The sequence below is a fragment of the Quisquiliibacterium sp. genome (assembly GCF_982640115.1).
Map to the genome: position 1 here is coordinate 1 of NZ_CEXFHW010000181.1, position 7,678 is coordinate 7,678.

7 protein-coding genes are annotated in these 7,678 nt (G+C 69.0%); 5 read left to right on the top strand and 2 right to left on the bottom strand.

The window, feature by feature from the left end; translation table 11 throughout:
- Window positions 1-75 precede the first annotated feature (75 nt).
- From atpG to AC2H6A_RS16220, 3 genes are all read left to right on the top strand, one after another.
- The gene (gene atpG / locus AC2H6A_RS16210; RefSeq protein ID WP_484274753.1) at window positions 76-945 is read left to right on the top strand and encodes a F0F1 ATP synthase subunit gamma; all 870 of its coding nucleotides are present in this window, start codon (window positions 76-78) and stop codon (window positions 943-945) included.
- Between the two features lie 65 nt (window positions 946-1,010).
- Window positions 1,011-2,408 carry a F0F1 ATP synthase subunit beta gene (gene atpD, locus AC2H6A_RS16215; RefSeq protein WP_484274754.1) on the top strand — a complete coding sequence of 466 codons (1,398 nt, stop codon included), beginning with the start codon at window positions 1,011-1,013 and terminating at the stop codon, window positions 2,406-2,408.
- Between the two features lie 72 nt (window positions 2,409-2,480).
- A complete protein-coding gene (locus tag AC2H6A_RS16220) occupies window positions 2,481-2,906 on the top strand; it encodes a F0F1 ATP synthase subunit epsilon (RefSeq protein ID WP_484274755.1) in 426 nt (141 codons plus the stop codon).
- On the opposite strand, the gene AC2H6A_RS16225 is transcribed toward AC2H6A_RS16220, so the two are convergent.
- Both AC2H6A_RS16225 and coaA read right to left on the bottom strand, forming a co-directional pair.
- On the bottom strand, window positions 2,903-4,495 hold the full coding sequence (locus AC2H6A_RS16225) for a gamma-glutamyltransferase family protein (protein WP_484274756.1): 1,593 nt from the start codon (window positions 4,493-4,495) through the stop codon (window positions 2,903-2,905). The genes AC2H6A_RS16220 and AC2H6A_RS16225 overlap by 4 nt on opposite strands.
- Before the next feature lie 111 nt (window positions 4,496-4,606).
- The gene (gene coaA, locus AC2H6A_RS16230; protein ID WP_484274757.1) at window positions 4,607-5,632 is read right to left on the bottom strand and encodes a type I pantothenate kinase; all 1,026 of its coding nucleotides are present in this window, start codon (window positions 5,630-5,632) and stop codon (window positions 4,607-4,609) included.
- A gap of 214 nt (window positions 5,633-5,846) precedes the next feature.
- Between coaA and AC2H6A_RS16235 the strand changes: the two genes are divergently transcribed.
- On the top strand, window positions 5,847-6,374 hold the full coding sequence (locus AC2H6A_RS16235; protein ID WP_484274758.1) for a phasin family protein: 528 nt from the start codon (window positions 5,847-5,849) through the stop codon (window positions 6,372-6,374).
- Between the two features lie 170 nt (window positions 6,375-6,544).
- Window positions 6,545-7,678, top strand: a 1,134-nt coding sequence (locus AC2H6A_RS16240; RefSeq protein ID WP_484274759.1) for an acetolactate synthase large subunit, incomplete at its 3' end; no start/stop codon positions are given.

The following is a 7,678-nucleotide window of genomic DNA, read 5'->3' on the forward strand; positions in this document are numbered from 1 at the left end:
CGGCGCCCCGCCGCGGCGGGGCGTCCCCATCCACGGCGCCGACACCGCCCCACGAGGACCCCACAAGGACCCCACATGCCCGGAAGCAAAGAGATCCGGACCAAGATCAAGAGCGTGCAGAACACGCGCAAGATCACCAAGGCGATGGAGATGGTCGCGGCCTCCAAGATGCGCAAGGCGCAGGAGCGCATGCGTCGGGCGCGTCCGTATGCGGACAAGATCCGCAACATCGCGGCGCACCTGGCCACCGCCAACCCCGAGTACCGTCACCCCTTCCTGGTCCACCACGACTCCGTGAAGGCCGCCGGCCTGATCGTGGTCACCACCGACAAGGGCCTGTGCGGCGGCCTGAACACCAACATCCTGCGGGCGGTCACCGCCAAGCTGAAGGAACTCAGCACCGCGGGTGAGACGGTGATCACCACCGCCGTCGGCAGCAAGGGCCTGGGCTTCCTGAACCGCATCGGCGCCAAGGTGGTGTCGCAGGTGGTCCAGATGGGCGATACCCCGCACCTCGAGAAGCTGATCGGGCCGATCAAGGTGCAACTCGATGCCTATACCCGGGGTGAGATCGACCAGGTCTTCCTCTGCTACACCCGCTTCATCAACACCATGAAGCAGGAACCGGTGATCGAGCAGCTGCTGCCGCTGTCGCCGGAGCGCCTGCAGGAATCCTCGCGCGAGTATTCCTGGGACTACCTCTACGAGCCCGATGCGCAGGCCGTGCTCGATGACCTTCTGGTGCGCTACATCGAGTCGCTGGTGTACCAGGCGGTGGCCGAGAACATGGCCAGCGAGCAGAGCGCTCGCATGGTGGCCATGAAGGCCGCGTCGGACAACGCCAAGAAGGTCATCAACGATCTGCAGCTCACCTACAACAAGGCCCGTCAGGCCGCGATCACCAAGGAACTCTCCGAGATCGTGGCCGGCGCGGCGGCGGTTTGATTCCGGCCGGGCCCGTGGTCATCCAGCCCCCGGAACGCAAGACATTCAGAGACTGAGGAAACAACATGGCTCAAGGGCAAATCGTTCAGTGCATCGGCGCGGTGGTCGACATCCAGTTCCCGCGCGACAGCATGCCGAAGGTCTATGACGCGCTGGTCCTCGGCGATGCCGGTGATTCGCTGGCCGAGAAGGGTCTGACCTTCGAGGTGCAGCAGCAGCTCGGCGACGGCGTGGTCCGCACCATCGCCATGGGTTCGTCCGACGGCCTGCGTCGCGGCATGCCGGTGATCGGCACCGGCAAGGGCATCGAGGTGCCGGTCGGCACCGCCACCCTGGGTCGCATCATGGATGTGCTCGGTCGCCCCATTGATGAGGCCGGCCCCATCGCCACGGAAGAGCGTCGCGCCATCCACCAGGTGGCCCCGAAGTTCGACGAGCTCTCGCCCTCGGTGGAGCTGCTGCCCACCGGCATCAAGGTGATCGACCTGATCTGCCCGTTCGCCAAGGGCGGCAAGATCGGTCTGTTCGGCGGCGCCGGCGTGGGCAAGACCGTGAACATGATGGAGCTCATCAACAACATCGCCAAGAGCTACGGCGGCTACTCGGTGTTCGCCGGCGTGGGCGAGCGCACCCGCGAGGGCAACGACTTCTACCATGAGATGGAAGAGTCCAAGGTGCTCGACAAGGTGGCCATGGTGTTCGGCCAGATGAACGAGCCCCCGGGCAACCGTCTGCGTGTGGCGCTCACCGGCCTGACCATGGCCGAGAAGTTCCGCGACGAGGGCCGCGACATCCTGCTGTTCGTCGACAACATCTACCGCTACACCCTGGCCGGTACCGAGGTCTCGGCGCTGCTCGGCCGGATGCCTTCCGCGGTGGGTTACCAGCCCACCCTGGCCGAGGAAATGGGCCGTCTGCAGGAGCGCATCACCTCCACCAAGGTGGGCTCGATCACCTCCATCCAGGCGGTGTATGTGCCGGCCGACGACCTCACCGACCCGTCGCCCGCCACCACCTTCGCCCACCTCGACGCCACCGTGGTGCTGTCGCGGGACATCGCCGCGCTGGGCATCTACCCCGCGGTCGACCCGCTCGACTCCACTTCGCGCCAGCTCGACCCCAACGTGATCGGCGAGGAGCACTACTCCACCACCCGCCGCGTGCAGACCACGCTGCAGCGCTACAAGGAACTGCGCGACATCATCGCCATTCTGGGCATGGACGAGCTCTCCCCCGAAGACAAGCTCGCGGTGGCCCGGGCGCGCAAGATCCAGCGCTTCCTGTCGCAGCCCTTCAACGTGGCCGAGATCTTCACCGGTTCCCCGGGCAAGATCGTGCCGCTGAAGGAAACCATCCGCGGCTTCAAGATGATCGTCGACGGCGAGTGCGACGCGCTGCCCGAGCAGGCCTTCTACATGGTCGGCACCATCGACGAGGCCTTCGAGAAGGCCAAGTCCCTGTAATTGCCCGACCGCCCCGGGGTTGGTGCCGCACCCAGTGCGGCCGACCCCCGGCGGGCTCCGGAAGGATCCCCCATGGCCAGCACCATTCATGTCGATGTCGTCAGCGCCGAGGCCTCGATCTTCGAGGGCGAGGCGGAGTTCGTCGCCCTGCCGGGCGAAACCGGCGAGCTCGGCATCTATCCACAGCACACGCCGCTGATCACCCGCATTCGTCCGGGCGCGGTCCGCATCAAGGTGGCCGGCCGCGCCGACGAAGAGTTCGTCTTCGTGGCGGGCGGCATCCTCGAGGTTCAGCCCAGCCGGGTCACCGTGCTGGCCGACACCGCCATTCGTGGCCATGACCTCGACGAGGCCAAGGCCGAAAGCGCCAAGAAGGCTGCTGAAGAAGCGATGGCCAACGCCAAGACCGATATCGATTTCGCCCGCGCGCAGTCGGAGTTTGCGGTCATGGCGGCGCAGATCGCCGCGCTGCGGCGACTGCGCGGCAACAGGAACTAGAAGCCAGCGCAGACGCCATCGGCCCGTGGGTCGGTGGCGCCCTCGATCACGCCGCCGGGGTGCACCTGCACCGCGCCCGCGTGGCCCATCATGTCCTCATAGGCGCCCACCACCTGGACATCGTGACCGGCGGCGCGCAGCCTGGCGATCACCGCCGGCTCCACCCGTGACTCGACTTTCAGGTTGGTGCTCTCCTCGCCCCAGGTGCGGCCGAGCAGCCAGCGCGGCGCACTGACCGCGGCCTGCAGGTTCTGCCCGAAGAGCACATGACGGCTGAACACCGCCGCCTGGGTCTGAGGCTGACCTTCACCGCCCATGGTGCCGTAGGCCAGGGTGCGGCCATCGCGCAGCCGGGCCATGGCCGGGTTGAGCGTATGGAACGGCAAACGGCCCGGCCCGAGCTGGTTGGGCCCGGGGCCCAGCGTGAAGCTCGCGCCGCGGTTCTGCCAGTTGACGCCGGACCCGGCCAGCACCACGCCGCTGCCGAATTCCCAGTAGATGCTCTGGATGTAGCTGCACACCCGCCCGGAAGCGTCAGCGGTGCCCATCCAGATGGTGTCACCGGGCAGGGTGGGCTGCGGCCAGGGCGCGGCCCGGCGCGTGTCGATCCGCGCGGCGCGGGCGGCCAGCGAAGCGTCCGACAGGAAGGCCTGCGGATCGGCGCCACGCACCGCCATCAGGGCGGGATCGCCCACATGGGCGTTGCGCCACAGGAAGGCCTGCTTGGTGGACTCCACCAGCCCGTGCAGATGCTCGAAGCCCTCGGCCTCGGTCACGCCCAGTCGGTCGAAAATGCCCAGGATGGCCAGCGATGACACGCCCTGGGTGGGTGGCGGCTGGTTGAAGATGCGGCCAGCCGACACGGCGACCGACAGGGCTGGTACCACCTCGGCACGGCAGGCCTGCAGGTCGGCCAGCCGGACCGGGCTGCCAACGCTCTCGAGATCGGCTGCCATGCTGCGGGCGAGATCGCCCCGGTAGAAGTCATCGAGCCCGGCGCGGCCGAGTTGCTCGAGGGTGTCGCCGAGCCGCGGATTGGCGATGACATCGTTGAGCACCGGCAGGCCGCGCGGTGCGAAGGTCTCGGCAAAGCCGCTCACCTGGGCGCACTCGGCCCATTTGCTGGCGGTGAGCGCCACCTGAGACCGGGTCACCGGCACGCCCTGTCGGGCGTGATGACGGGCCTCGGCGAGCAGCCGCGTCAGCGGCAGCGGCTTGCCCCACGGTGCCGCCACGGCCAGCGCACGCGCCCAGCCACCCACCGCGCCGGCTGCCGTGAGCGCCGCCCGCGATCCGCGGGTGGGGATCGCGGCGTCGCCGTGATCAGCATAGAACTGCGGCGTGGCCAGCGCAGCCGCAGCCCCGCAGGCCCGCACCGCGACCGGATCGCGTCCCGGCTCGGCGATCAGCCAGAAGCCGTCGCCGCCGATGCTGTTCATGTGCGGATAGACCACCGCAATGGCGGCGGCCGCGGCCACCATCGCCTCGACGGCATTGCCGCCATCGCGAAGCACCGAGAGGCCCGCCTGAGCGGCGAGGTGATGGGGGGCGGTCACCATGCCGCCAAGGCAAGTCAGGCTGTGGAGCATCGTCGGTTCCTGGGTAATCGGCGATTATCGCCCTTGACCCTGCCGGCCTGTCGATTGCCCGTCTGTTGCAGTCATGCAAGCGGCCGGGCCTCGCGCAGCCACGTCCCCAGGCTAGATCTCGCGCAGCCACACCTCGCCCACGGTGTGGTCGGCGCGCTTGCGCAGCACCACATTCGCGCGTTCGCGGGTGGGCAGGATGTTCTCGCGCAGATTCAGCAGGTTGATGCTGCTCCAGATCTCGCGCGCCACCGCCACCGCCTCTTCGGGCGGCAGATCCTTGTAGTGGTGGAAGTACGACTGCGGGTTGCTGAACACCGTGCGCTGCAGCAGCAGGAAGCGGTCGATGTACCAGCGCTCGATGTGCGCCTCGTCGGCGTCGACATAGATGGAAAAGTCGAAGAAGTCGGACACGATCACGCTGGGCGTGCGGGTGCGCCCAGGGTCCACCGTGCCGGTCTGCAGCACGTTCAGGCCCTCGAAGATCAGGATGTCGGGTTCCTCGACCGCTTCGGTCTGGTCGGGCACGATATCGTAGCTGCGGTGGGAATACACCGGCGCTTCGACCCGCCGCTTGCCGGCCTTGGTGTCGGCCAGGAACTCCACCATGCGTCGGCGGTCATAGCTCTCGGGGAAGCCCTTGCGCTTCATGAGTCCGCGCTCGAGCAGCACCCGGTTCGGATGCAGGAAGCCGTCGGTGGTGATGAGCGCCACGCGGGGGTGATCGGGCCAGCGCGCGAGCAGAGCCTGCAGCACCCGGGCGAAGGTGCTCTTGCCCACCGCCACGCTGCCGGCCACGCCGATCACGTAGGGCCGGCTGCCCACCAGTCGGCCGAGGAACTCGTCCTTCACGCCGCTCAGGCTGCGCGCCGAGCGAAAGTGCAGGTTGAGCAGGCGAGACAGCGGCAGATAGACATCAACCACATCCTGCATGGACACCTGCTCGGTCACGCCGCGCAGGGCGGTGAGATCGTCCTCGGCAAGGGTGAGCGGGGTGTTGGAGCGCAGCCGTGCCCAGTCGTCCCGGGGGAACTCGATGTAGGCGGAATACTCGGTCTTGCCGCTGCCGCGCAGGGGCGGATCGGGGCGGGCAGCGGGGTCTTCGGCCGGGGCACCGGAGACGGCGGGCAGGGGATCCATCGAAGCCTTTCGATCGTCGATCCGGCATTGTCGCCGGAATCGGGGTTGACGCTGCCGCGACGGCGTCCAGGCCGCTGATTTCAGACCGGATGTTGCATTGCAACAAATCCGCTTGACAGCGCGCCGCGCGTCGGGAAAATGACGATTGTGCAGTGCAGCATCCCTGCGTCAGCGGTCGGTCGTCACCGGCCCACCCACCCCATCCGAGGACACCATGATCAAGACCCCCGAAGACCTGATGAAGCTCCACGCCGAGACCCTGAGCGCCTCTCAGGCCGCCGCCACCCGCGCGCTGGAAGGCTTCGGCAAGCTGGCCGAGCTCAACCTGAAGACCGCCGGCGAGGCCCTGGCCCAGACCAGCGACCAGCTCAAGGCGCTGTTCTCCGCCAAGGACCCGCAGCAGGCCGGTCGCGTGATCAGCGAGATGGCCAAGCCCTCCACCGAGGCGCTCACCGCCTGGGCCAAGGAGATCTATCAGCTGTCCAGCCAGACCGGTGTCGAGCTGAGTTCGCTGGCCGAAAAGCAGATCACCGATGGCAACAAGCAGCTGCTGGCTGCGGTGGAACTGCTCGCCAAGAACGCGCCGGCCGGCTCCGAAGGCGTGGTGCAGGTGCTGCGCACCACCATCGCCACGGCCTCCACCACCTACGACCAGGTCTTCAAGGCCACCCGGCAGCTCGCCGACCAGGCCCAGGCTGGCGTGGCCGCCGCCACCAAGGCCGCGGGGCGCAAGTCGGCCTGAACCGCCCGATCCGGCCGGAGCGCCCAGGGCCCGGTCTGAACCGTCCGGCCCACCCTGGGCGCCCCGGCTCTTCCGTAAGCCGCTTCTGGCGGCCGGGGGCTCGCGGTGTTCCCGGTTAGCATCGTCGGTCGGCCCGCTGCCCGCGGGCCCTTCTCCCGGAGACCGACGCCATGAACGGAGCCGAAAGCCTCGTCCACACCCTGCTCGAGACGGGCGTGGATGTCTGCTTCACCAACCCCGGCACCTCGGAGATGCACTTCGTCTCCGCGCTCGACCGCATCCCCGGCATGCGCTGTGTGCTGGGGCTGTTCGAGGGGGTGGTCACCGGTGCGGCCGACGGCTACTGGCGCATTGCCGAACGCCCGGCCAGCACCCTGCTGCATCTCGGCCCGGGGCTTGGCAACGGCCTGGCCAACCTGCACAACGCACGCAAGGCGCGTTCCGGCATCGTCAATGTGGTCGGCGAGCATGCCACCTATCACATCCCCCTGAACGCGCCGCTCACCAGCGACATCGAGGGCGTGGCCCGGCCGATGTCGCACTGGGTGCACACCAGCCGCAGCGCTGACGACATCGCGACCGACGGACGCGCCGCCGTGGCCCAGGCCCGCACCGCGCCCGGCCGCATCGCCACCCTGATCCTGCCGGCCGACACGGCCTGGGGCGCGGTCTCGGCCGGCGCCGCGGCGCCGCGCGGGCCGTTGACGGTGGCTGCGCCCCGCACCGTGGCCGACGAGCGGGTGGCCGCCGCGGCCCAGGCCCTCGGCCCCGACACCTTGCTGCTGCTTGGCGGCCATGCCCTGCGCGAGTCGCCGCTGGCCCGCGCCGGCCGCATTGCCGCCAAGACCGGCTGCGCGGTGATGTCCGAGTTCGCGGCTGCGCGGGTGCAGCGCGGCGCCGGCCGGGTGGCGGCCCTGCGGGTGCCCTATGTGGTCGAGGCGGCGCAGGCGGCGCTGTCGCGTTTTCGCCGCATCGTGCTGGTGGGCGCCACCGCGCCGGTGGCCTTCTTCGCCTACCCCGACAAGCCCAGCCTGCTCGCGCCGCCCACCTGCGAGTTCATCACCCTGGCCGAGGTCGATGAAGACCTCGATGGTGCCCTCGCCGCGCTGGCCGATCGGACGGGCGCGAGCGCACTCGCGCCGGCCGGTGTTGCCCAGGCCCGCCGGCTTTCGCCAACCGAGCTGCCCACCGGCGCGGTCAGCTCCGAGGGCGTGGCCGCCATCCTGTCGAGCCTGTTGCCCGAGAACGCCATCGTGGTCGACGAGTCGGTCACCTTCGGCCGCGCCTTCAGCGCGGCCACCGCC